1 protein-coding gene is annotated in these 379 nt (G+C 29.6%); it reads right to left on the bottom strand.

Going from position 1 to position 379, the window contains the following annotated elements:
• On the bottom strand, nt 1–298 hold a 298-nt coding region (locus ACRD62_RS22585; RefSeq protein WP_430822332.1), incomplete at its 3' end, for a HEPN domain-containing protein.
• Nucleotides 299–379 lie beyond the last annotated feature (81 nt).

The raw sequence follows: 379 nt of genomic DNA, 5'->3' as shown, positions 1-379 counted from the left end.
TATAGTCACCTTTATGTCGTTTCTCAAACAAATCGGAATAGATTTTTGAATATTTTCGGTCTATTAATCCTGCTTTGATAAATTCTTGTCCAAATCTTAGACGAGTTCCCGAATGACTTGTAGTTGAAATTTTTCTTTCAATTAATAATGCTCCAACAGCATAAAAGCAAGCATAATACATTCGATTTATTGCAGTGTTCCAGAATCTATTTTCAATATGAATATTAACTTCCTCTAAAGTTTCTTTGGCTTTTTGTATGCGATACGATGAATAATCTGAGGGATTATATTCTGTCATAATTGTATTCCCTCCTTCATTACATTATAGTAAAATGGAGTTATTTTATATTTTGAATTCCATTCACTTAATGAATAAACC

Origin of the sequence: Carboxylicivirga caseinilyticus, from assembly GCF_050589785.1 — a bacterium.
Lineage (GTDB): Bacteria > Bacteroidota > Bacteroidia > Bacteroidales > Marinilabiliaceae > Carboxylicivirga > Carboxylicivirga caseinilyticus.
The sequence above is the reverse complement of the archived record's forward strand: the minus strand, read 5'-3'. Positions and strand labels throughout refer to the sequence as shown.